The organism is Pseudomonas sp. GW821-FHT12A04, from assembly GCF_058807755.1.
Genome location: NZ_JBXAQZ010000004.1, coordinates 301,252 through 323,591 on the forward strand (window position 1 = coordinate 301,252; position 22,340 = coordinate 323,591).

Annotated in this window: 20 protein-coding genes; 5 read left to right on the top strand and 15 right to left on the bottom strand. The window is 59.1% G+C overall.

Translation table 11 applies throughout. The annotated features are described in order from the left end of the window. Positions 1-4: 4 nt before the first annotated feature. Both ftsH and rlmE read right to left on the bottom strand, forming a co-directional pair. The gene (gene ftsH, locus AC1RS8_RS09025) at positions 5-1,915 is read right to left on the bottom strand and encodes an ATP-dependent zinc metalloprotease FtsH (RefSeq protein ID WP_057716478.1); all 1,911 of its coding nucleotides are present in this window, start codon (positions 1,913-1,915) and stop codon (positions 5-7) included. Positions 1,916-2,114: 199 nt separating this feature from the next. Further along, entirely contained in the window at positions 2,115-2,747 is a 633-nt protein-coding gene (rlmE, locus tag AC1RS8_RS09030; RefSeq protein ID WP_057716479.1) for a 23S rRNA (uridine(2552)-2'-O)-methyltransferase RlmE, read from the bottom strand. A 105-nt stretch (positions 2,748-2,852) separates the two neighbouring features. Between rlmE and AC1RS8_RS09035 the strand changes: the two genes are divergently transcribed. Beyond that, positions 2,853-3,161 (top strand): YhbY family RNA-binding protein, encoded by a 309-nt coding sequence (locus AC1RS8_RS09035; RefSeq protein WP_007942889.1) that lies wholly within the window; start codon positions 2,853-2,855, stop codon positions 3,159-3,161. A gap of 9 nt (positions 3,162-3,170) precedes the next feature. Here the strand turns inward: AC1RS8_RS09035 and AC1RS8_RS09040 are convergent, their stop codons facing one another. From AC1RS8_RS09040 to grpE, 8 genes are all read right to left on the bottom strand, one after another. Next, positions 3,171-3,575, bottom strand: a complete 405-nt coding sequence (locus AC1RS8_RS09040; protein WP_489340599.1) for an MFS transporter — start codon at positions 3,573-3,575, stop codon at positions 3,171-3,173. Positions 3,576-3,603: 28 nt separating this feature from the next. Continuing rightward, a complete protein-coding gene (gene greA / locus AC1RS8_RS09045; protein ID WP_057716674.1) occupies positions 3,604-4,080 on the bottom strand; it encodes a transcription elongation factor GreA in 477 nt (158 codons plus the stop codon). Between the two features lie 2 nt (positions 4,081-4,082). Continuing rightward, the gene (carB, locus tag AC1RS8_RS09050) at positions 4,083-7,304 is read right to left on the bottom strand and encodes a carbamoyl-phosphate synthase large subunit (RefSeq protein WP_007988688.1); all 3,222 of its coding nucleotides are present in this window, start codon (positions 7,302-7,304) and stop codon (positions 4,083-4,085) included. Between the two features lie 118 nt (positions 7,305-7,422). Beyond that, on the bottom strand, positions 7,423-8,559 hold the full coding sequence (gene carA, locus AC1RS8_RS09055) for a glutamine-hydrolyzing carbamoyl-phosphate synthase small subunit (RefSeq protein WP_218494885.1): 1,137 nt from the start codon (positions 8,557-8,559) through the stop codon (positions 7,423-7,425). A gap of 259 nt (positions 8,560-8,818) precedes the next feature. Beyond that, positions 8,819-9,622, bottom strand: coding sequence for a 4-hydroxy-tetrahydrodipicolinate reductase (dapB, locus tag AC1RS8_RS09060; protein WP_057716481.1), 804 nt, complete (start codon positions 9,620-9,622; stop codon positions 8,819-8,821). 10 nt (positions 9,623-9,632) lie between these two features. Further along, entirely contained in the window at positions 9,633-10,757 is a 1,125-nt protein-coding gene (gene dnaJ / locus AC1RS8_RS09065) for a molecular chaperone DnaJ (RefSeq protein ID WP_057716482.1), read from the bottom strand. A 295-nt stretch (positions 10,758-11,052) separates the two neighbouring features. Then, a complete protein-coding gene (gene dnaK, locus AC1RS8_RS09070) occupies positions 11,053-12,969 on the bottom strand; it encodes a molecular chaperone DnaK (RefSeq protein WP_057716483.1) in 1,917 nt (638 codons plus the stop codon). Between the two features lie 102 nt (positions 12,970-13,071). Then, positions 13,072-13,638, bottom strand: coding sequence for a nucleotide exchange factor GrpE (grpE, locus tag AC1RS8_RS09075; protein ID WP_015093431.1), 567 nt, complete (start codon positions 13,636-13,638; stop codon positions 13,072-13,074). A 240-nt stretch (positions 13,639-13,878) separates the two neighbouring features. Here grpE and recN point away from each other — a divergent pair, with 240 nt between their 5' ends. After that, the gene (recN, locus tag AC1RS8_RS09080) at positions 13,879-15,552 is read left to right on the top strand and encodes a DNA repair protein RecN (RefSeq protein WP_057716484.1); all 1,674 of its coding nucleotides are present in this window, start codon (positions 13,879-13,881) and stop codon (positions 15,550-15,552) included. A gap of 76 nt (positions 15,553-15,628) precedes the next feature. Here the strand turns inward: recN and fur are convergent, their stop codons facing one another. Then, entirely contained in the window at positions 15,629-16,033 is a 405-nt protein-coding gene (gene fur, locus AC1RS8_RS09085) for a ferric iron uptake transcriptional regulator (RefSeq protein WP_003197684.1), read from the bottom strand. Positions 16,034-16,130: 97 nt separating this feature from the next. Between fur and AC1RS8_RS09090 the strand changes: the two genes are divergently transcribed. After that, entirely contained in the window at positions 16,131-16,658 is a 528-nt protein-coding gene (locus AC1RS8_RS09090) for an outer membrane protein assembly factor BamE (RefSeq protein ID WP_090453027.1), read from the top strand. 61 nt (positions 16,659-16,719) lie between these two features. On the opposite strand, the gene AC1RS8_RS09095 is transcribed toward AC1RS8_RS09090, so the two are convergent. The 3 genes from AC1RS8_RS09095 to AC1RS8_RS09105 are packed head-to-tail and all read right to left on the bottom strand — an operon-like array spanning position 16,720 to position 18,872. Then, positions 16,720-17,034 (bottom strand): RnfH family protein, encoded by a 315-nt coding sequence (locus tag AC1RS8_RS09095; protein ID WP_057716486.1) that lies wholly within the window; start codon positions 17,032-17,034, stop codon positions 16,720-16,722. Then, positions 17,027-17,461, bottom strand: coding sequence for a type II toxin-antitoxin system RatA family toxin (locus AC1RS8_RS09100; protein ID WP_057716487.1), 435 nt, complete (start codon positions 17,459-17,461; stop codon positions 17,027-17,029). Before AC1RS8_RS09100 ends, AC1RS8_RS09095 begins: the two co-directional genes overlap by 8 nt. Positions 17,462-17,468: 7 nt before the next feature. After that, positions 17,469-18,872, bottom strand: a complete 1,404-nt coding sequence (locus tag AC1RS8_RS09105; RefSeq protein WP_489339722.1) for a sodium-dependent transporter — start codon at positions 18,870-18,872, stop codon at positions 17,469-17,471. Positions 18,873-18,990: 118 nt separating this feature from the next. On the opposite strand from AC1RS8_RS09105, the gene smpB reads away from it, so the two are divergent. Further along, the gene (gene smpB, locus AC1RS8_RS09110) at positions 18,991-19,473 is read left to right on the top strand and encodes an SsrA-binding protein SmpB (RefSeq protein WP_008057382.1); all 483 of its coding nucleotides are present in this window, start codon (positions 18,991-18,993) and stop codon (positions 19,471-19,473) included. A gap of 115 nt (positions 19,474-19,588) precedes the next feature. Here smpB and AC1RS8_RS09115 read toward each other — a convergent pair whose 3' ends face one another. Then, a complete protein-coding gene (locus AC1RS8_RS09115) occupies positions 19,589-20,356 on the bottom strand; it encodes a GntR family transcriptional regulator (protein WP_489339721.1) in 768 nt (255 codons plus the stop codon). Positions 20,357-20,617: 261 nt separating this feature from the next. Here AC1RS8_RS09115 and AC1RS8_RS09120 point away from each other — a divergent pair, with 261 nt between their 5' ends. After that, positions 20,618-22,312 carry a lactate permease LctP family transporter gene (locus tag AC1RS8_RS09120; RefSeq protein WP_057716490.1) on the top strand — a complete coding sequence of 565 codons (1,695 nt, stop codon included), beginning with the start codon at positions 20,618-20,620 and terminating at the stop codon, positions 22,310-22,312. Positions 22,313-22,340: the final 28 nt, after the last annotated feature.

Here is a 22,340-nt window from a genome sequence, read left to right on the forward strand (position 1 = left end):
AACCTTATACGTCAGCAGCAGGACCGCCGATCGGTGTTTCCGGACGCTCATCCTGCACCACCGGAGGGGTGCCGGAAGTACCCGTGCCACCCGACCAGTCGCGCGGCTCGCGAGGCGTACGACCCGCCATGATGTCGTCGATCTGCTCGGCATCGATCGTTTCGTACTTCATCAAGGCATCGGCCATCGCATCGAGCTTGTCACGGTTGTCCGTGAGAATCTGCTTCGCCGTGCCATAGCACTGATCGATGATGCTGCGCACTTCGGAATCGATCAGCTTGGCTGTCTCACCAGAGAAGCTTGCACTCTGACCGCCACCGCCGCGACCGAGGAACACTTCACCCTCTTCTTCGGCGTACATCAACGGACCGAGCTTTTCCGAAAGACCCCACTTGGTCACCATGTTCCGCGCAATCTGGCTGGCGCGCATGATGTCGTTGGAGGCACCGGTGGTCACGCCATCGAAGCCCAGGGTCATTTCTTCAGCGATACGACCGCCGTACAGCGAGCAGATCTGGCTGATCAACGCACGCTTGGACAGGCTGTAACGATCTTCTTCCGGCAGGAACATGGTCACACCCAGAGCGCGACCGCGCGGGATGATCGAAACCTTGTACACCGGATCATGCTCAGGCACGACACGACCTACAATGGCGTGACCCGCTTCGTGATAAGCCGTGTTCTGCTTTTCTTTCTCGGACATGACCATGGATTTGCGCTCGGCGCCCATCATGATCTTGTCTTTCGCCAGTTCGAATTCTTTCATCTCGACGATGCGCTTGCCGGCACGGGCAGCGAACAACGATGCCTCGTTGACCAGGTTCGCCAGGTCAGCACCGGAGAAGCCTGGAGTACCACGAGCGATCACGGCCGGGGCAACGTCGTCGCCCATCGGCACTTTGCGCATGTGAACCTTGAGAATCTGTTCGCGACCACGGATGTCCGGCAGACCAACTACAACCTGACGGTCGAAACGGCCCGGACGCAGCAGCGCAGGGTCCAGAACATCGGGACGGTTGGTCGCGGCAATCACGATGATGCCGTCATTCATCTCAAAGCCGTCCATCTCAACCAGCAATTGGTTGAGCGTCTGCTCGCGCTCGTCGTGACCACCACCCATGCCAGCACCACGATGGCGACCGACCGCATCGATTTCGTCGATGAAGATGATGCATGGAGCGTGTTTCTTGGCCTGCTCGAACATGTCGCGAACACGGCTGGCACCCACGCCGACGAACATTTCGACGAAGTCGGAGCCGGAAATGGTGAAGAACGGTACCTTGGCTTCGCCGGCGATGGCCTTGGCGATCAAGGTTTTACCGGTACCCGGAGGCCCCACCATCAGCACACCACGAGGAATGCGGCCACCGAGGCGCTGGAATTTGCCCGGATCGCGCAGGAACTCGACCAGTTCACCGACTTCTTCCTTGGCTTCGTCGCAACCGGCAACGTCAGCCAGGGTCGTCTTCACCTGATCTTCGGAGAGCAGGCGCGCCTTGCTTTTGCCGAAGCTCATCGGCCCGCCCTTGCCACCGGCACCGCCCTGCATCTGCCGCATGAAGAACATGAACACGGCGATGATCACCAGGATCGGGAAGCTGGCAACCAGAAGCTGAGTCCAGATGCTTTGCTGTTCAGGCTGCTTGCCTTCGACCACGACGTGGTTATCCACCAGGTCGCCGATCAGGCCGTTGTCCTGGATCGCCGGGCGAATGGTCTTGAAGCTGTCGCCATCGTTGCGCTTGCCGGTAATCACGTAGCCATCAACCGCTACGCGCTCGACCTTGCCATCCTTGACCTGCTGGATGAAGTCGGAATAGTTGAGGGTCTGCGGCTCGTTAGGGCTGGAGAAGTTGTTCATCACCGTCACCAGGACAGCCGCGATGATCAACCACAGGATCAGATTCTTTGCCATATCGTTCAATTAACTACCCTCTGAAGCAAGCTCCGCTACTGGCGCGCGCTTCGCATGATATTCACCGGCCTAACTTACTACATTACCTACAACTTGGCAGGCGCCGTCTGTAACCCTTTGTGAAACACTTCCTACACAATATTCGCTAATTCTGACAAGGCGTAATACAAAAATCCTATCGCCTTGATCGAAAATTCACTCAACTCTCACTGCGTCCGCGGAAACCACGGCCCAGCAGGTACTGCTCACGAGAACGGTCGCGCGACGAAGTCGGCTTGCGCATCTGCACCTTCTCGAACTGCTGGCGAACGCTCTTGTGGAACTCGTCGAAACCTTCGCCCTGGAAGATCTTGATCAAAAAATCACCACCGGGCTTGAGCACCCGAGTCGAAAGATCCAGTGCCAACTCGCACAAGAACATCGCTCGCGGCATGTCCACGGCCGGTAGTCCACTCATATTGGGGGCCATATCGGAAATCACAAGGTCTACTTCCTTATTTCCGACGGCATCGAGGATCTGGGCCAGCACGGCATCCTCGGTAAAGTCGCCCTGAATGAAGGTCACGTCCGGGATGCTGTCCATTTCCAGAATGTCAGAAGCGATCAATGTCCCCTGCCCACCAATCAGACGACTGGTCACCTGGGACCAGCCACCAGGGGCCGCTCCAAGGTCGATTACGCTCATGCCCGGGCGGATCAGACGGTCCTTTTCCTGGATCTCCAGCAGTTTGTAGCTGGCGCGGGAACGATACCCGTCTTTTTGCGCCATTTTGACGAATGGGTCGTTGAAATGTTCTTTCAGCCAGTTAAGGCTTGTCTTGGAACGGGCCACGGGCCACCTCGAAAATAAAACGGGTCGTGATTAACTGGGCGGTCCCGGACTCGCTCGGGTAAACTGGCCGCCGCTTTTTACAAGATCAGACGCAGGGGTCAGATTATGCCGCTCACTCAAGAGCAGAAGAAACAGTACAAATCCATTGGCCACCATCTGAAACCGGTTCTGATTGTGGCAGACAATGGTTTGACTGAAGGTGTGTTAGCCGAACTCGAACGCGCATTGGCGGATCACGAGCTGATCAAGATCAAGCTCAACATCCTCGATCGCGAATCGCGCCTGGCGTCCATTGCAGAGCTCTGCAAGGTCGGCAAAGCGGATCTGGTCCAGGTCATCGGCAAGATGGCACTGATCTACCGCAAGAACTTCAGCGTCAACAAGCAGCTGTCGAACGTCCATCGCTTCAAGTGATGGCAAGGGTCAAGGGTGTGCTTCGCGCACCCTGCCACTCCATCCCGGCATCGGCTGCAACACCAGCACCAGCCCGGTAAAGCCCAGAACAAGATAGCTGAACGCCTGCCAACGCACGGCATCCGACCAGCCGAAACGCACCACGAAGTACATCGCGCACGCATACAGCGCCATCAACAGCAGTTGCCCGCGAATATCGCGCCATAGACTGACAAGGCCCTCGGCCTTAACCAGCACCAAAGCCTGCAATATCACACACGCCGTAGCGAATCCCACTACCAGCGTATTGAGCATGCCTGCGATTTCATCGATCAGCAGCGGTGCCAGGCCAATTCGTCCCAGCACCGGCAAAAGACCGACGTGCAACAACCACAAGCCGCCGACCCACAACATCTGGGTCAGCTGCCAAAGCATGACGCCCGCACGAAACGGGCGCCGGCCTTCAGACGTGGCGAACTTCGACAATCTCGTACTCGATAACGCCACCAGGCGTTTTGACTGCAACCACATCACCCTCTTCCTTGGCAATCAAGGCGCGGGCAATCGGCGAGCCGACAGAGATCTTGCCGAGCTTGATGTCAGCCTCATCCTCACCAACGATCTGGTAAGTCACGCTTTCATCGGTTTCGACGTTGGCGATTTCGACGGTTGTGCCGAAAATCACCTTGCCGGAGTGAGGAATGGTCGTCACATCGATGATCACCGCATTCTGCATGCGACCTTCGATATCACGGATCCGCGCCTCGACCATACCTTGCTGCTCACGGGCAGCGTGGTATTCGGCGTTTTCCTTCAAGTCACCCAACTCGCGGGCCGTACCGATGTCCTGGCTAAGCTTCGGACGAACGACCTTGGTCAGGTGAGTGTGCTCTTCTTCCAGGGCGCGTGCGCCCTGAACGGTCATCGGGTACTTCGTTATGCTCATGCCTTCAATCCTGCGTGTAGATCCTGCAAGCGGCGCACGGTCTTCTCGGGACCGAACTTCAGCGCTTCACAGATGGCTTCGCCAGCAGCAATGGTGGTGGTGCAGTAAATCTTGTGCTGCAGGGCATTACGACGAATGGAGTACGAATCAGCGATCGACTGACGACCTTCGGTGGTGTTGATGATCAGCGTGACTTCGTCATTCTTGATCATGTCGACCACGTGCGGACGACCCTCGGTCACCTTGTTCACACGGCGCACTTTCAGGCCTGCAGCCTCGATCAGCTTGGCAGTACCGGCAGTGGCGACCACTTCGAAGCCCAAGTTGATCAGATCACGGGCCACGCCCGCAACCAGTGGCTTGTCGTCGTCACGCACGCTGATGAACGCAGTACCGCCGGTTGGCAACACTTCGCTGGCACCCATCTGGGCCTTGGCGAACGCTTCACCGAAGGTGTCGCCCACGCCCATCACTTCACCGGTGGACTTCATCTCTGGGCCGAGGATCGGGTCAACGCCAGGGAATTTGGCGAACGGGAACACCGCCTCTTTCACGCTGTAGAAGTTCGGAATGATTTCCTTGGTGAAACCCAGTTCTTTCAGGGTTTTACCGGCCATCACGCGCGCCGCGATCATCGCCAGGGAAACACCGATGCACTTGGACACGAACGGTACGGTACGGGAAGCGCGCGGGTTGACTTCGATGACGTAGATGTCTTCGCCTTGCAGCGCCAACTGCACGTTCATCAGGCCGACTACACCCAGCTCCAGGGCCATTTTCTTGACCTGTTCGCGCATCTCGTCCTGGATGTGCGCCGGCAGCGAGTATGGCGGCAGCGAGCATGCGGAGTCACCGGAGTGAACGCCAGCCTGCTCGATGTGCTGCATGATCGCGCCGATTACCACGTCCTTGCCGTCGCAGACCGCATCAACGTCCATTTCGATGGCGCAATTGAGGAAGTGGTCCAGCAGCACCGGGCTGTCATTGGACACTTGAACCGCTTCGCGCAGGTAGCGCTTGAGTTCTTCTTCTTCGTAGACGATTTCCATCGCACGACCGCCCAGTACATAGGACGGACGTACCACCAGCGGGTAACCGATCTTGGCGGCGGCACGAATCGCTTCGTCTTCGCTGCGCACGGTGGCGTTTGGCGGCTGACGCAGGTTCAGGCGCTGAACCATCTGCTGGAAGCGCTCACGGTCTTCGGCGCGGTCGATTGCATCTGGGCTGGTGCCGATGATCGGCACGCCAGCTGCTTCCAGGGCACGAGCCAGTTTCAGCGGGGTCTGGCCGCCGTACTGGACGATCACGCCTTTTGGCTTCTCGACGCGGACGATTTCCAGCACGTCTTCCAGGGTCACTGGTTCGAAGTACAGGCGATCGGAGGTGTCGTAGTCGGTGGAAACGGTTTCCGGGTTGCAGTTGACCATGATGGTCTCGTACCCGTCATCGCGCAGGGCCAGTGCCGCGTGTACGCAGCAGTAGTCGAACTCGATGCCCTGGCCGATACGGTTCGGACCGCCACCCAGGATCATGATCTTGTCGCGACCCGATGGCGCCGCTTCGCACTCTTCTTCGTACGTCGAGTACAGGTAAGCGGTGTCGGTGGCGAACTCAGCGGCGCAGGTGTCGACGCGCTTGTAGACCGGGAAGATTTCCAGCTTGTGACGATGAGCACGCAGGCTCTTCTCGGTCACACCCAGCAGTTTGGCCAGACGCATATCGGAGAAACCTTTGCGCTTGAGGCGGAACATCAGATCGCGGTCGATGCTGGTCAGACCCAGGGTCTTGACCTTCTCTTCGTCCTTGATCAGGTCTTCCATCTGCACCAGGAACCAAGGATCGATCATGGTCATGCCGAAGATGTCTTCAACACTCATGCCGGCGCGCATGGCGTCCGCCACGTACCAGATACGCTCGGCGCCCGGCACGGTCAGCTCGCGCTTGAGCACGCTCATGCTTTCCGGGTTGGCCAGATCAACCTTCTCGTCCAGACCGCAAACACCGACTTCCAGGCCGCGCAGGGCTTTCTGCAGGGACTCCTGGAAGGTCCGGCCGATGGCCATGACTTCACCGACCGACTTCATCTGAGTGGTCAGGCGCGCGTCAGCCTTGGAGAACTTCTCGAAGGCAAAACGTGGCAGCTTGGTGACGACGTAGTCGATGGACGGTTCGAAGGACGCCGGGGTCTTGCCGCCGGTAATGTCGTTCGACAGCTCGTCGAGGGTGTAACCCACGGCCAGCTTGGCCGCAACCTTGGCGATCGGGAAGCCGGTGGCTTTCGAAGCCAGGGCCGACGAGCGCGATACACGCGGGTTCATCTCGATCACGACCATGCGGCCAGTGTTCGGGCAGATACCGAACTGAACGTTGGAGCCGCCGGTTTCCACGCCGATCTCGCGCAGTACCGCCAGGGAGGCGTTACGCAGGATCTGGTATTCCTTGTCAGTCAGGGTCTGTGCAGGTGCCACGGTGATCGAGTCACCGGTGTGCACGCCCATCGGGTCGAAGTTTTCGATGGAGCAGACGATGATGCAGTTGTCCTTCTTATCGCGGACAACCTCCATCTCGTACTCTTTCCAACCGATCAGCGATTCGTCGATCAGCAGTTCCTTGGTCGGCGACAGGTCCAGACCACGGGCGCAGATTTCTTCGAACTCTTCACGGTTGTAAGCGATACCGCCACCGGTGCCGCCCATGGTGAAGGACGGACGGATGATGCACGGGAAGCCGAGCTTCTCGAGGACCGCATTGGCCTCTTCCATGCTGTGGGCGATACCGGAACGCGGGCACGCCAGGCCGATGGACTTCATCGCCTTGTCGAAACGCGAACGGTCTTCAGCCTTGTCGATGGTGTCGGCGTTGGCACCGATCATCTCTACGCCGAACTTCTCCAGAACGCCTTCGCGCTCCAGGTCCAGGGCGCAGTTCAGAGCAGTCTGGCCGCCCATGGTCGGCAGCAGCGCGTCCGGACGCTCTTTTTCGATGATCTTGGCAACGGTCTGCCACTTGATCGGCTCGATGTAGGTCGCGTCGGCCATGGCCGGGTCGGTCATGATGGTGGCCGGGTTGGAGTTCACCAGGATGACGCGGTAGCCCTCCTCGCGCAGGGCTTTACAGGCCTGGGCGCCGGAGTAGTCGAATTCGCAGGCCTGGCCGATCACGATCGGGCCAGCGCCGAGAATCAGGATGCTTTTAATGTCTGTACGTTTTGGCATGGGTTTGTCACTCAAATCCGCAGGTCAGTCGGCAAGCCGTCTTGTTCAATCTCTGAAGCCTTGAGGGGGCCGCCGGTATCGGGACCACCCTCAAGCCTTGCTACATCAGGGCGAGCGATCAGCGTCGCTTGGCCATCTCGGTGATGAAGCGATCGAACAATGGCGCTACGTCGTTCGGGCCAGGGCTGGCTTCCGGGTGACCCTGGAAGCTGAAGGCGCTCTTGTCGGTACGCTCGATACCTTGCAGGGTGCCGTCGAACAGCGATTTGTGGATCGCGCGAACGTTGGCCGGCAGGGTCGCTTCGTCTACGGCAAAACCGTGGTTCTGGCTGGTGATCATCACCACACCGCTGTCCAGGTCCTGGACGGGGTGGTTGGCACCGTGGTGGCCATGACCCATTTTCAGGGTCTTGGCGCCGGAGGCCAGGGCCAGCAGTTGGTGGCCGAGGCAGATACCGAAGACCGGAATTTCGGTTTCCAGCACGTCCTTGATCGCCTGGATCGCGTAGTCGCAAGGCTCCGGGTCACCTGGGCCGTTGGACAGGAATACGCCGTCCGGCTTCAGCGCCAGCACATCGGCAGCAGGCGTTTGCGCAGGCACGACGGTCACGCGGCAACCGCGCTCGACCAGCATGCGCAGGATGTTCACCTTGACGCCGTAGTCGTAGGCAACCACGTGGTACGGCAACTCGGAAGCTTCGATGGTCGCGTGGCTATCGGTTTTCAGATCCCAGACAGTCGAGCGCCACTCGTAGCTTTCCTTGGTGCTGACGACTTTCGCCAGGTCCATGCCCTTGAGGCCAGGGAAAGCCTGGGCGGCGGCAATGGCGGCAGCTTCGGAAATGTTGTCACCAGCCATGATGCAGCCGTTCTGCGCGCCTTTTTCACGCAGGATGCGCGTCAGGCGGCGGGTGTCGATACCGGCGATGGCCACAACATTGTTGGCCTTCAGGTAGTCGGACAGGGACATCGTGTTACGCCAGTTGCTCGCCACCAGTGGCAGGTCACGGATGACCAGGCCGGCAGACCAGACGCGGTTGGACTCGGCGTCTTCCGGCGTGGTGCCGGTGTTGCCGATGTGCGGGTAAGTCAGGGTAACAATCTGTTGGGCGTAGGAAGGATCGGTAAGGATTTCCTGATAGCCGGTCATTGCGGTGTTGAACACCACCTCACCAACGGTTTGACCGTCGGCTCCAATGGCTTCGCCGCGAAAAATGCTGCCATCAGCAAGGGCGAGTATGGCTGGCTTAGTCAAGAAGACCTCCCGTAAATAAAGCCTGAAAGGGCGATCGCAGGTTGTAAAAAAGCGGAGTGACGTATGGACACGTCACCCCGCTTCTTCACTGAATTATTCTGCGCGCTTTTAGTGGACACACTAAAGCTGTAGCTTACAGAAAAAGGCCTTTTTGGTCTACCGCCAATGAGCCTTAAAGGCTGGAGAATGCGACAGGACGTCGCTTGGCGGAACAAAACCGGGCTCAAACGCTGTGCGCGAGCCCGATTTCGGGTGCATCTTAACGCAGATCGAGCACGTCTTGCATGTCGTAAAGGCCAGGCTCGCGCCCGTCCAGCCACAATGCGGCACGCACCGCACCCTTGGCGAACGTCATGCGACTGGATGCCTTGTGTGTGATCTCGACACGCTCGCCGTCGGCGGCGAACAGCACGGTGTGATCACCGACGATGTCGCCAGCGCGTACAGTGGCGAAACCAATGGTCTCGCGATCACGAGCGCCGGTCTGGCCCTCACGGCCATACACCGCCACCTTTTTCAGATCGCGACCCAACGCATCGGCAATCACCTCCCCCATGCGCACGGCAGTGCCGGACGGCGCATCGACTTTATGCCGATGGTGAGCCTCGGTGATTTCGATATCGACATCGTCGCCCAATACGCGAGCGGCCGTGTCGAGCAACTTCAGGCACAGGTTGACCCCGACACTGAAGTTGGCCGCGAAGACAATCGGAATGTCCTTGCCCGCTTCCGCCAGCAGCTGCTTTTCTTCAACGCTGAAACCGGTGGTACCGATGATCATGGCCTTGCCGTGTTTACGGCAGAACGCCAGGTTCTTCAGGGTCACCGTCGGGTGCGTGAAGTCGATCAGCACGTCGAACTCGTCAACCACCCGATCCAGATCACCGGACAGAGGCACGCCGATACGACCCAGCGCAGCCAACTCACCGGCATCCGCGCCGACCAACGTGCTGTCGGGACGATCCACCGCCGCCGTCAGACCGGCGCCCGGGGTTTGCTGCACGGCTTCAATCAGGGTCTTGCCCATGCGCCCGGCGGCGCCCATCACTGCAATACGTCGCATGTCTGTCTCCTTACAAATCGCCGAAGAAGCGCTTCACGCCTTCGAACCAACCGGTGGTTTTTGGCGAATGGCTGTTGTCATCCGCCAGCGAACTACGGAATTCCTCGAGCATTTCACGCTGGCGACGGCTCAGGTTGACCGGAGTCTCGACCGCCACGCGGCACATCAAGTCGCCAGCACCACCGCCACGCACTGGCGCGACACCCTTGCCGCGCACACGGAACTGCTTGCCGGTCTGGGTCCCCTCAGGGATCTTCAGCTTGACCCGGCCATCAAGGGTCGGAATCTCCAGCTCGCCACCCAGCGCCGCATCGACGAAGCTGATCGGCACTTCGCAGAACAGGTGCTTGCCATCGCGCTGGAAAATCGAGTGCTCGCGCACATTGATCACCACGTACAGGTCGCCAGTCGGGCCACCCTGGGCACCCGCCTCGCCTTCGCCGGACAGACGAATGCGATCACCGGTATCGACACCGGCCGGCACCTTCACCGAGAGGGTCTTGTACTCTTCGACACGACCTTCGCCGTGGCAGGAATCGCACGGATCGGAAATGATCTTGCCTTGGCCATGGCAGCGCGGGCAGGTCTGCTGCACCGAGAAGAAACCTTGCTGCATGCGCACCTGGCCGATACCGCCGCAAGTCGGGCAGGTCACCGGCGCAGAACCTTTCTTGGCGCCGGAGCCGTCGCAAGGCTTGCAGTTGACCAGCGTCGGAACGCGGATATTCACGGTCGTACCGCGCACCGCCTCTTCGAGATCCAGCTCCAGGGTGTAGCGCAAGTCACTGCCGCGCTGAGCACCGCCACGGGAACCGCCGCGACCGCCACCGAAGAAGTCACTGAAGACATCACCAAAGATGTCGGAGAAGTTCTGACCGCCGAAACCGGCACCGCCGCCACCCATGCTCGGGTCGACACCGGCATGGCCGTACTGGTCGTACGCCGCGCGCTTGCTGGAATCGGACAGCACTTCGTAGGCCTCGTTGGCCTCCTTGAACATCTCTTCCGACGCCTTGTCATCGGGATTACGGTCCGGGTGGTGCTTCATCGCCAGGCGACGGTAAGCCTTCTTCAGGTCCGCTTCGCTTGAGCCACGCTCAACACCCAACACTTCGTAATAGTCACGCTTTGCCATAAGTCTTTGCACTCTTGAGGACGTCCGACAAAACCCTCCTGAGTTTGCCGAACTCGTTGAGCCCCAATACAGGCCCGGACCCAACTCACGTCAATTCAACGATCCTGGTCTTTGATTCTTGCGGTACTTGCGGCACGAAAAGCAGGAGCATTTCCGGCCATACCACCAGCACGTGAACGTTGTCGCATGCTGTAAAAATTCGCGTATTCCAGATACGCCAACGCGGGAGCAAGCTCCCGCGCGGCGACATCCTACCAGTCACCGCCTAAAGGCAGTCAACCGGCCGACCAACAACTTACTTGTGGTCTTTGACTTCTTCGAACTCGGCGTCGACAACGTCGTCAGCCTTTTCCGCCTTGTCGTCGTGCGGTGCCGCGCCTTCAGCAGGCTGAGCCTGTTCGGCGTACATCTTCTGCGCCACTGGAGCGGAGACTTTCGACAGCTCTTCAACCTTGGCGTCGATAGCAGCCTTGTCGTCGCCTTTAACGGCGGCTTCCAGGGCAACTACGGCAGCTTCGATTGCAGTCTTCTCTTCAGCGGTCACTTTATCGCCGGCGTCGGAGACCATTTTGCGAGTCGAGTGAACCAGTGCATCGCCCTGGTTACGGGCAGCGGCCAGCTCTTCGAACTTGCGATCTTCCTCGGCGTTAGCCTCGGCATCACGCACCATGCGCTCGATTTCTTCGTCGGACAGACCGGAGTTGGCCTTGATCACGATCGACTGAGTCTTGCCGGTAGCCTTGTCCTTCGCACCTACGTGCAGGATGCCGTTGGCATCGATGTCGAAGGTCACTTCGATCTGCGGCACGCCACGTGGAGCTGGTGGAATGTCGGCCAGGTCGAACTTGCCCAGGGACTTGTTCTGTGCGGCTTGCTTACGCTCGCCTTGCAGCACGTGAATGGTCACGGCGCCCTGGTTGTCGTCGGCAGTCGAGAACACTTGCGATTTCTTGGTAGGAATCGTGGTGTTTTTCTCGATCAGCGCAGTCATCACGCCACCCATGGTTTCGATACCCAGGGTCAGCGGGCTGACGTCGAGCAGCAGAACGTCTTTCACGTCACCGGCCAGTACCGCACCCTGGATGGCAGCACCCATGGCAACCGCTTCGTCCGGGTTGACGTCTTTACGAGCTTCTTTACCGAAGAACTCGGTTACCAGCTTCTGAACCAGTGGCATACGGGTCTGACCGCCCACCAGGATCACGTCGTTGATCGCGCCAACGTCGATACCGGCATCTTTCATTGCGATGCGGCAAGGTTCGATGGTGCGCTGAACCAGGTCTTCCACCAGCGCTTCGAGCTTGGCGCGGGAGATCTTCACGTTCAAGTGCTTAGGACCGGTGGCGTCTGCAGTGATGTACGGCAGGTTCACGTCGGTCGACTGGCTCGAGGACAGTTCGATCTTGGCTTTTTCAGCAGCTTCTTTCAGGCGCTGCATGGCCAGCGGGTCGCCCTTGAGGTTCATGCCGCTTTCTTTCTTGAATTCGTCGACGAGGTAGTCGATCAGACGAATGTCAAAGTCCTCACCGCCCAGGAACGTGTCACCGTTGGTGGCCAGTACTTCGAACTGGTGCTCGCCATCGACTTCAGCGATCTCGATCACGGAAACGTCGAAAGTACCGCCGCCCAGGTCGTAAACGATCACGGTGTGATCGCCCTTGGCCTTGTCCATGCCGTAAGCCAGAGCAGCTGCGGTTGGTTCGTTGATGATACGTTTTACGTCCAGGCCAGCGATGCGGCCGGCGTCTTTGGTCGCCTGGCGCTGGCTGTCGTTGAAGTAGGCCGGAACGGTGATCACCGCTTCAGTCACGGTCTCGCCGAGATAGTCTTCGGCGGTCTTCTTCATCTTCTTCAGGATTTCAGCCGAGATTTGTGGCGGTGCCATTTTCTGGCCGTTCACTTCAACCCAGGCGTCGCTGTTGTCAGCCTTGACGATCTTGTAAGGGACCATCTGAATGTCTTTCTGCACGACTTCTTCGTCGAAACGACGACCGATCAGACGCTTCACCGCATACAGGGTGTTGTGCGGATTGGTCACGGCCTGACGCTTGGCCGACTGGCCAACCAGGATTTCGCCATCGTTGGCGTAAGCGATGATCGACGGCGTGGTACGCGCGCCTTCAGCGTTTTCAATAACTTTTGCCTTGCCGTTTTCCAGCACGGAGACGCAGGAGTTGGTAGTCCCCAGGTCGATACCGATAATTTTGCCCATGTTCACTCTCCCGAAACTTTGGATTTGGTTGCCGCAGCAGTGGTGGCTAACTGCGGTAGCACTTAAACGCTTGACTTATAAATGGGGGTCTTGCGGCGGATTTCAAGCCTGCTCGTCAATCGAAGGCGAAACCGGCGCAGGCGCCTTGCTGACCACGACCATCGCCGGGCGCAACAGGCGACCATTGAGCTGATAGCCCTTCTGGAACACCTTCAGAACGCTGTTAGGCTCGACATCGGCGCTTTCCTGCATGGCCATTGCCTGATGCTGAACGGCGTTGAACGGTTCGCCATGCGGATCGATCGCTTCAAGCTGATAACGCTTGAGAGTGTCGTGGAACATTTTCAGGGTCAGCTCGATGCCTTCGCGCATCGGACGGATGCTTTCGTCGTCCGGGCTGGACAGTTCCAGGCCACGCTCCAGGCTGTCGACGATCGGCAGCAGGTCGCCGGCGAATTTTTCCAGCGCGAACTTGTGAGCCTTCTCCACATCCTGCTCGGCGCGACGGCGGACGTTCTGCAGATCGGCGGCTACACGCAAAGCCTGATCCTGAGCGCCTGCCAGTTGCTCTTCGAGCACTTGTACACGAGCCGCCAGGTCATCACCCGAAGCCTCGGGCGCCTGGTTGGCGTCTGGGTTTTGCGTATCCACTGTCTGTTCGTCAGCCATAGATTTCTCCTTTCAATTTCGTCCGCGAGCTCAACTCGCGCGTCTGCCCAGCTATATGGGGCCGCAAAATCCGGCTTCAAGGGGGGTCGACGATTAACCCTACAAAAAACAACTGCTTTGTCATTCCCGGTCGCGATAAGGCTTTCGTCGGTCCGAGCGAATCGAGCTAACGAGGGGCATTGTCAGCCCGAAACAAAACACTGTATAAATAACCAGACCTAACACCTGGGAGCGGCCCATATGCTGGTGCACCTGTCCGTACACAACTACGCCATCGTTGAACATCTCGATCTCGAACTCGATCGCGGGATGAGCGTGATCACCGGAGAAACCGGCGCGGGCAAGTCGATCATGCTCGACGCGCTGGGCCTTACCCTGGGTGATCGCGCCGACAGCGGCGTGGTCCGCCCCGGCGCCGACAAGGCCGATATCCTGGCCACCTTCGATCTGGTCGACATTCCGGAAGCCAGCGCCTGGCTGGCCGAACGCGACCTCGAAAACGACGGCCCGTGCATCCTGCGCCGGGTCATCACATCCGAAGGGCGTTCGCGCGGCTACATCAACGGCACGCCCTGCCCGCTTGGCGACCTCAAGGCGCTGGGCGAGCTGTTGATCGACATTCACAGCCAGCACGAACACCAATCCCTGCTCAAGACCGATACTCACCGCCGCCTGCTCGATGAGTATGCCGGCGCGACCGACCTTGCCCGCCAGGTTCAGCTCGCCGCCCAGCGTTGGCGCCAGACCCGCCAGGAACTGGAGCGACTCTCCAACTCCGGCGATGAGCAACGCGCCCGCCATCAGTTGCTCAGCTATCAACTCGAAGAACTGGAGAACCTTGGCCTTGGCGACAACGAGCTGGAGCAGCTCGAGCAGGAACACAAGAACCTGACCAACGCCGAGACCTTGCTCGGGATCTGCCGGCAAGTCGTCGAGCAATGCAGTGAAAGTGATTCCGGGAATGTACTGAACGCCCTGACCGCCAGCCTCAACCGCCTGTCGAGCGTGAACAGCTCGATCGGTGCGCTGGGCGAAGCCAGCAGCCTGTTGACCAGTGCACAGATCCAGGTTGAAGAAGCCGTGGGTGAACTGAACCGCTTCCTCGACAACTTCGACGCCGATCCGTCGCGCCTTCAATACCTCGAAGAACGCCTCGACGCGATCTACACCCTGGCGCGCAAACACCGCATCCAGCCGACCGAAGTTGCCGAGATGCAGCAGAAACTGCTGGATGAAATCGAAACCCTCAACGCCAACGACGAATCCATCGAGAGACTGAGCGACGAGCTGTCTTCATACGCTCGCCATTATCAGGAAAAGGCTCGGGAACTGAGCGACCTGCGTCATCAAGCCTCGAGTAGCCTGGCCAGCGCCGTGGAACAGGAGATCCAGCGCCTGGGCATGCCTGGCGGGCGCTTCACCATCGAGCTGCGCCCAAACAGTAGCGACGAGCTACTACCTAACGGACTTGAACAGGTTGAACTACTGGTCAGCGCCAACCCGGGCCAACCATTGAAAGCCTTGGCAAAAGTTGCATCCGGAGGCGAGCTGTCACGGATCAGCCTGGCGATCCAGGTGATCACCGCGCAGACATCTCGCGTTCCCACTCTAGTGTTCGACGAAGTGGACGTTGGTATCGGTGGTCCGACTGCAGAAATCGTCGGCCAGCTGTTGCGTCGCCTCGGCGAGCGCGGGCAGGTACTGACCGTGACCCACTTGCCGCAAGTGGCAGCGCAAGGCCATCAACATCTATTTGTGCATAAAGTGCGCGGCGAAGATGCCACCCGCACGGCCGTTTCCAGATTGAGCAAAAACGACCGCGTCGAAGAAGTCGCACGGATGCTGGGCGGCATCGACCTCACCAAGGAATCCCTGGCGCATGCCAAAAAAATGGTGGTGGCCGCAAAAGCTTGAATAAAGGCAGAAAGCACGAAGGCGACCCTGGGGTCGCCTTCGTTCGTTTCGCGAACTGAATGTTCGCGCGACATGCTTACTTTTTCTTGCGCACGTACAGCACCAGATTGTGATCAACCATCTCGAAGCCATACTTGTCGACGATTGCTTTCTGAAGCCGCTCGATTTCTTCGTCGAAGAATTCGATCACTTCGCTGGTTTCGACGTTGACCATATGGTCGTGATGCTTTCCGTCGTCCAGTTCGAAGACCGCATGGCCTCCGTCGAAGTTGTGCCGCACCACAAGGCCAGCTGCCTCGAACTGAGTCAGAACACGGTAAACCGTGGCCAGACCGACGTCCTCACCAGCCTCCATAAGGGCCTTGTAGACATCCTCGGCACTCATGTGGCGCTGCTCGGCGGAATCGAGCATTTGCAGAATTTTGACCCGTGGAAGGGTCACTTTGAGGCCGGCTTTGCGTAGTTCGCTATTTTCAACCATGGTCAGCTTTCTCGCGATGCTGCTTCGCAGCTTCTCTTAATGCGGGTATGATCGGCGTTTACGTTGTCCCAGCCAAGATAGTGGAAGTCGCCCACCGATGCAAAACACCAAGCTCTTGCTAACCAGTTTCACCTTTGTGGGACTGCTCGCACTCGCCGGTTGTTCATTCCCCGGGGTTTACAAAATCGACATCCAGCAGGGCAATGTCGTCACGCAGGACATGATAGACCAGTTACGCCCGGGAATGACCCGTAAGCAAGTACGGTTTATCATGGGCAACCCTCTGCTGACTGACACGTTCCATGCCGATCGCTGGGATTATCTGTACAGCCTGCAACCGGGTGGCGGTGAACGCCAACAGGAACGCATTAGCGTTATCTTCAACCCAAATGATCAGCTTGTCAGCCTCTCCGGTGATTTCATGCCAGGCGTGAGCCGTGACGAAGCCATTCTCGGCAAGGACAGCGGCACGACAGTGGCTGCCCCGACAGAAAACGTCGAGAAGCCAAAACCGGAAAAACCGGTCAAGCCAGGTTCGCTGCTGGATCAGATCCAGAAGGACGTCGACGGCGTAGAAACCGTTCCGGTCCCGACGCCGGAGCCACTGGACACCTCGCCGCAATAATTTGCGACGCAATAAAAAGCCCGGCATGCCCGGGCTTTTTATTGTCTGGCGTTCAAGCCACTCACTGATTCCGCGCTTTGGCCTCGGCAGCTTTCGCCGCGCGCAGTCGGCGCACCTCTTTCGGATCGGCCAGCAACGGGCGGTAAATCTCGATGCGATCCCCGGCCTGGACTACCCGACTCCCCGGGTCAGCGACCACCTTGCCGAAGATCCCCACAGGGCAATGGGTCAGATCCAGCTCCGGAAACTCTTCAGCCACGGCCGACCTGAGCAAGGCCGCCCGCACGGTCGTTCCGACAGGTACTGCCACTGTCAGCAGCACCTGACGGTCTACGGCCGCGTAGACCACCTCGACTTCAATCATGACCTCAACCATGTATCTGCTTGGCGCGCTGGCAGAACGCATCCACCAAAGTGTTGGCGGCCTGATTGAACAGCGGCCCCAAAGTGGCGCGAACCAGCGGCCCGGCATAATCGAACGACAGATCGAGGCTGATCTTGCAGGCTTTATCGGTCAGCGCCTTGAATACCCAGATGCCATGCAATTGGGTGAAAGGGCCCTCTTCGAGATTCATTTCGATCGACTGCCCCGGAATCAACGTGTTGCGCGTCACGAAATGCTGACTGAGGCCACCCTTCGCAACGCCGACACTCGCCCGCATATGCTCAGGTGAGCTCTCCAGGACTTCGGCGGACGAGCACCACGGCAGAAACTCCGGATAGCGCGCCACGTCGTTGACCAGGTCATACAGCGCTTGCGCCGGGTACGGCAGCAAGGCCGAACGTGAAATGTGTGTCGTCATGTCAGCGTCACTTCCACAGCTGGGCGGCAAACACTACGAGAATGCCGATGGGCGCCACATAGCGCATCAAGAACAAGGACAGGCCAAACAGCGCAGGGTTACGGATCGACAACTCGTCGCGCACCGCTTCACGCCCCATGATCCAGCCCGCAAACACCACGAAACACAAACCGCCAAGCGGCAGCATGAGTCGCGAGGTGAAGAAATCGATCACGCCAAAGAAGTCGAGGCCACCGGTCGCTCCCCATTGGTAGAGGTGGAACATCCCGCCTTCGTTCACGAAGAACTTGGCCTCCTTCCAGATATTGAAGGAGAACACCGTACCCAGGCCGACAAACCAGCAGCTGAACGCCAGCCAGAAGGTGACCCAGGCACGACTCACTTTAGTGCGCTCGACCAGATAGGCCACCATCGGTTCCAGCAGGGAAATCGCCGAACTCCAGGCAGCGACCGCCACCAGCACGAAGAACACAACACCCATCAATTGCCCGAACGCTACGTTACCGAAGGCAAACGGCAGGCTGACGAACATCAGCCCCGGCCCTTCGCTCGGATTCAGGCCCGCCGCGAAAACAATCGGAAACAACGCCAGGCCGGCCACCAGGGAAACGAAGGTGTCGAGCAGCGCCACGCCGACAACCGTCCCTGAAATCGATGAGTTCTTCGGCATGTACGCACCGTAGATCATGATCGAGCCAACGCCCACGCTCAGGGAAAAGAACGCATGCCCCATCGCGGGCAACAAGCCGTCCATGACCTTTTCCGGGTGGAAGTCGAACATGAAATGCACGCCCGCCATGAAATGCCCGGTGGTCATGCTGTAGCCCAGCAGCACGAGGATCATCACGAACAACAACGGCATCATGATGCGCAAACTGCGTTCAAGCCCGGCAACCACGCCCTTGGCGATCACCACCGCTGACAACAGCATGAAAATCGTGTGCCAAAGTGTCAGGCGCCAGGGATCGGCGATCACATTGCCGAAGTAAGCCCCCACTTGATCAGGCGTCGCGCCCTGGAAGTCGCCACGCCCCATGTCGATGATGTAGTCCAGCGACCAGCCGCCAACCACACTGTAGAACGACAGGATCAGCAATGCAGTGATCATCCCGGCAAACGCGCCCCAGGACCATTTGGCCGAGTGCCCCGCCTCGACCGCCAGCATCTTCAAGGCATTGGCCGGACTTTGCCGGGCACGCCGGCCGATCAGGGTTTCCGCCAGCATGACCGGCACGCCGATCAATGCGATACAGGCCAGGAACATCAGCACGAAGGCGCCGCCGCCATAGACGCCGACCATGTACGGGAATTTCCAGATACTACCCAGCCCCACGGCCGAACCGGTCGCGGCGAGTATGAAGACCCAGCGGCTAGCCCAACTGCCGTGGACAGAAACCTTGTCTGTCGACATCGTTATCACGCCCAAGCGTTCAAAAAAGAGGCCGCATTGTCCGGGATTCAATCAACCTGCTCAAGCACGTAGCAACACCGTAGCCGACTCGCGTGCAACTCCCTATAATGCCGCCCCTATGGCTAAACAGAAGAAACACCCAACAGGGACCATCGCGCAAAACAAAAAGGCGCGACACGATTACTTCATCGAACATCGTTTCGAGGCTGGTCTGGTCCTGGCCGGCTGGGAAGTAAAAAGTCTGCGGGCAAGCAAACTGCAGTTGGTTGACAGCTACGTACTGCTCAAGGATGGCGAAGCCTGGCTGCTCGGCAGCCACATTACGCCCCTGACGACCGCCAGTACCCACGTCATTGCCGATCCGGTGCGCACCCGTAAATTGCTGCTCAACCGGCGCGAGCTGGAAAAGCTGGCCGCGGCCGTGCAGCAAAAGGGTTACGCCTGCGTATGCCTGTCCTGGTACTGGAGCAAGCACATGGTCAAGTGCGAGATCGCTCTGGGCAAGGGCAAGAAGGAATACGACAAGCGCGATACCGAGCGCGAACGCGACGCCGGTCGCGAGTTGCAGCGTGCGGTGCGCAACAAGGGCAAGGAAGACTGACTCTTTCGCCTTGAGGCCCCTTCGCGGGCAAGCCCGCTCCCACAGGGTTTCGGTGTACCTGTGGGAGCGGGCTTGCCCGCGAAAGCAACCTCACAAATGATATGGAGCCGACTAGCTACATTCCCTTGCGCCGTTCCGCCCGGGCCACGCGCTGCACTTCCTGACGCACCTCCTCCAGTACCTCCTGCACATACAGAATGTGTCGGCTGGAAACTTTCCGCGCCTGCTCCGCCCGCCCTTCGATAATCGCCTGATACAACTCCCGATGCTGCGTGATCAGCATGTCGCGGGTTTCAGTGCGCTGTTTGTACATGCCACCGATGTTGGTCACCACGTTGCGCTTGAGCAGGTCGAACAGCCCGCGAATGGTGTGTAGCAACACGGCATTGTGGCTGGCCTCGGCGATCGCCAGGTGAAAGCTTGCGTCCGCCGCACCCTCTTCGGCACGACTCACCTCTTCGTGACGCGAATAGCAGTCCTGTAATTCGTTGAATGCTGCGGTCAGTCGCTCGCGATCCACATCAGTGGCACGCAACGCCGCATAGTAGGCGCAAGACGCTTCCAGCGTATGCCGAAACTCCAGCAGATCGCGCTGTGCCTCGGGGTTGCTTTCCAGCAGCTGCAACAAGGGATCACTGAAGGTGCTACCCAGCGACTCCACCACATAGTTGCCGCCGCCCTGACGACTGACCAGCAGGCCTTTGGCGGTCAGCTTCTGAATGGCTTCGCGCAATGAAGGGCGTGACACGCCAAATTGTTCGGCCAACGCACGTTCGGCCGGCAAGCGCTCACCCGCTTTCAGCGTGCCCTCGAGGATCATGCCCTCAAGCTGCTCGACAATATCGTCAGACAAACGGCGCTGACGAATCTGATCAAACCCCATAACTCGATTACTCCACGATCCGACGGCTCGCCGGGGCTCTATTCTGGCCTATCGGCGCCGCGCCAGCACCTGCCACAACGCATTTGGTCTTACCAGGCAGGCGACCTGCGGACTTTGCATTCGACAAAAGTTTTAGGGCGGCAAATTGACACACCGCCTACAAGGCTTTTACCCTAGCCAACAGCGATTGTAAATTGGTCTTACCAATTATCCAAGAACGCTGATCAGTGCCTGACCAACAACAATTAGGGGCCACCCCATATGCAAACCTGGCAACAGCTCTATACCCCGCTTGGCAGCCTCGGCTTGTCCGCACTCGCCGCCGTCATCCCCATCGTATTTTTCTTCCTGGCTTTGGCCGTGTTCCGCCTCAAAGGACATGTGGCCGGCAGCATCACCTTGGCCTTGTCGATCCTGGTGGCGATCTTCGCCTTCCAGATGCCGGTCGATATGGCGTTCGCCGCCGCCGGGTATGGCTTCGCCTATGGCCTGTGGCCGATCGCCTGGATCATCGTGGCAGCGGTGTTCCTCTACAAACTGACGGTCAAGAGCGGGCAGTTTGAAGTCATCCGCAGTTCGGTTCTGTCGATCACCGATGACCAGCGCCTGCAGGTTCTGCTGATCGGTTTCTGCTTCGGCGCCTTCCTCGAAGGTGCAGCCGGTTTTGGCGCCCCCGTGGCGATTACCGCTGCGCTGCTGGTAGGACTTGGCTTCAACCCGCTGTACGCCGCCGGCCTGTGCCTGATCGCCAACACCGCGCCGGTGGCCTTCGGCGCCCTGGGCATTCCGATCATCGTTGCCGGGCAAGTGACCGGTATCGACGCGTTCAAGATCGGCGCCATGACCGGCCGCCAACTGCCGCTGCTGTCGCTGTTCGTGCCGTTCTGGCTGGTGTTCATGATGGACGGCCTGCGCGGCGTGCGGGAAACGTGGCCGGCAGCGCTGGTGGCCGGCTTGAGCTTTGCCGTCACCCAGTACTTCACCTCGAACTTCATCGGCCCGGAACTGCCGGACATCACCTCGGCCCTGGCCAGCCTGATTTCCCTGACCCTGTTCCTGAAAGTCTGGCAACCAAAACGCGCCGCCGGCCAACACATCGTCGGCGCTGTCTCGGCCTCCGTGGTGAGCGCCAGCGTCGGTGGTTTCGGCCAGAAGCGCACCACCGTGGCTTCGCCCTACAGCCTTGGGGAAATCTTCAAGGCATGGTCGCCGTTCCTGATCCTGACCGTACTGGTCACCATCTGGACCCTGAAGCCGTTCAAGGCGATGTTCGCCGCCGGCGGTTCGATGTACAGCTTCGTATTCAACTTCGCCATCCCGCATCTGGACCAGATGGTGATCAAGGTCGCACCGATCGTAGTCGCGCCAACCGCCCTTCCGGCAGTGTTCAAACTGGACCCGATTTCCGCCACCGGCACGGCGATTTTCTTCTCGGCGCTGATCTCCATGCTAGTGCTGAAGATCAATATCAAAACTGGTCTGACCACTTTTAAAGAGACCTTCTACGAACTGCGCTGGCCGATCCTGTCCATCGGCATGGTGCTGGCGTTTGCCTTCGTCACCAACTACTCGGGCATGTCTTCGACCATGGCCCTGGTGTTGGCAGGCACCGGTGCAGCGTTCCCGTTCTTCTCGCCGTTCCTCGGCTGGCTGGGCGTGTTCCTCACCGGCTCCGATACCTCGTCCAACGCCCTGTTCAGTTCGCTGCAAGCGACCACTGCGCACCAGATCGGCGTCAACGACACCTTGCTGGTGGCGGCGAACACCAGTGGTGGCGTGACCGGCAAGATGATCTCGCCACAATCGATCGCCGTGGCTTGTGCCGCGACCGGCCTGGTGGGTAAAGAATCGGATCTGTTCCGCTTCACCCTCAAGCACAGCCTATTCTTTGCAACGATTGTCGGCTTGATCACGTTGGCCCAGGCCTACTGGTTCACCGGCATGCTGGTGCACTAAGGGCTACAAGCAACACGATAAAAACCGA

What these genes read in the sequence shown, in the direction of transcription:
- AC1RS8_RS09120 (WP_057716490.1), top strand. Translation starts at nt 20,618, where the DNA reads ATGCAAACCTGGCAACAGCTCTATACCCCGCTTGGCAGCCTCGGCTTG.
- grpE (WP_015093431.1), bottom strand. Translation starts at nt 13,638, where the DNA reads ATGGCTGACGAACAGACAGTGGATACGCAAAACCCAGACGCCAACCAG.
- AC1RS8_RS09035 (WP_007942889.1), top strand. Translation starts at nt 2,853, where the DNA reads ATGCCGCTCACTCAAGAGCAGAAGAAACAGTACAAATCCATTGGCCAC.
- dnaK (WP_057716483.1), bottom strand. Translation starts at nt 12,969, where the DNA reads ATGGGCAAAATTATCGGTATCGACCTGGGGACTACCAACTCCTGCGTC.
- AC1RS8_RS09115 (WP_489339721.1), bottom strand. Translation starts at nt 20,356, where the DNA reads ATGGGGTTTGATCAGATTCGTCAGCGCCGTTTGTCTGACGATATTGTC.
- AC1RS8_RS09090 (WP_090453027.1), top strand. Translation starts at nt 16,131, where the DNA reads ATGCAAAACACCAAGCTCTTGCTAACCAGTTTCACCTTTGTGGGACTG.
- AC1RS8_RS09105 (WP_489339722.1), bottom strand. Translation starts at nt 18,872, where the DNA reads ATGTCGACAGACAAGGTTTCTGTCCACGGCAGTTGGGCTAGCCGCTGG.
- dapB (WP_057716481.1), bottom strand. Translation starts at nt 9,622, where the DNA reads ATGCGACGTATTGCAGTGATGGGCGCCGCCGGGCGCATGGGCAAGACC.
- AC1RS8_RS09095 (WP_057716486.1), bottom strand. Translation starts at nt 17,034, where the DNA reads ATGGTTGAGGTCATGATTGAAGTCGAGGTGGTCTACGCGGCCGTAGAC.
- AC1RS8_RS09040 (WP_489340599.1), bottom strand. Translation starts at nt 3,575, where the DNA reads ATGCTTTGGCAGCTGACCCAGATGTTGTGGGTCGGCGGCTTGTGGTTG.
- AC1RS8_RS09100 (WP_057716487.1), bottom strand. Translation starts at nt 17,461, where the DNA reads ATGACGACACACATTTCACGTTCGGCCTTGCTGCCGTACCCGGCGCAA.
- fur (WP_003197684.1), bottom strand. Translation starts at nt 16,033, where the DNA reads ATGGTTGAAAATAGCGAACTACGCAAAGCCGGCCTCAAAGTGACCCTT.
- recN (WP_057716484.1), top strand. Translation starts at nt 13,879, where the DNA reads ATGCTGGTGCACCTGTCCGTACACAACTACGCCATCGTTGAACATCTC.
- ftsH (WP_057716478.1), bottom strand. Translation starts at nt 1,915, where the DNA reads ATGGCAAAGAATCTGATCCTGTGGTTGATCATCGCGGCTGTCCTGGTG.
- carB (WP_007988688.1), bottom strand. Translation starts at nt 7,304, where the DNA reads ATGCCAAAACGTACAGACATTAAAAGCATCCTGATTCTCGGCGCTGGC.
- smpB (WP_008057382.1), top strand. Translation starts at nt 18,991, where the DNA reads ATGGCTAAACAGAAGAAACACCCAACAGGGACCATCGCGCAAAACAAA.
- dnaJ (WP_057716482.1), bottom strand. Translation starts at nt 10,757, where the DNA reads ATGGCAAAGCGTGACTATTACGAAGTGTTGGGTGTTGAGCGTGGCTCA.